The organism is Amycolatopsis sp. SID8362 (genome assembly GCF_010550475.1).
GTDB lineage: Bacteria > Actinomycetota > Actinomycetes > Mycobacteriales > Pseudonocardiaceae > Amycolatopsis > Amycolatopsis eburnea.
Genome location: NZ_JAAGNB010000618.1, coordinates 1 through 274, shown reverse-complemented (window position 1 = coordinate 274; position 274 = coordinate 1). Strand labels below are relative to the sequence as shown.

Below are 274 nucleotides of genomic sequence, written 5' to 3'. Positions count from 1 at the left end.
GCTGCCGCAGCGGCGACGTCCGGCGCCGGATGACCTCGGCGTAGAGCGGGTGCGCGAGGCGGACGTTCAGCCGCCGCCCGGTGCGCTCGGACACCACGAGCCCGGCTCGCTCGGTGGACGCCAGCACGCTCGCGGCGCCCAGCCGGACCAGCGGTTCGCTGCCCAGCGGCTCGCCGAAGGCCAGCAGCTCCAGCAGCCGCCGCTCGTCGGCGTCGACGCGGTCGGTGCGGGTTTCGATCAGCTCGACCAGCCGCGGCGTGGCGGGGAGCGCGCC

Annotated in this window: 1 pseudogene; it reads right to left on the bottom strand. The window is 77.4% G+C overall.

The features are described from left to right. Positions 1 to 274: pseudogene (locus tag G3I65_RS18950) on the bottom strand (LuxR family transcriptional regulator); the annotation flags it as partial.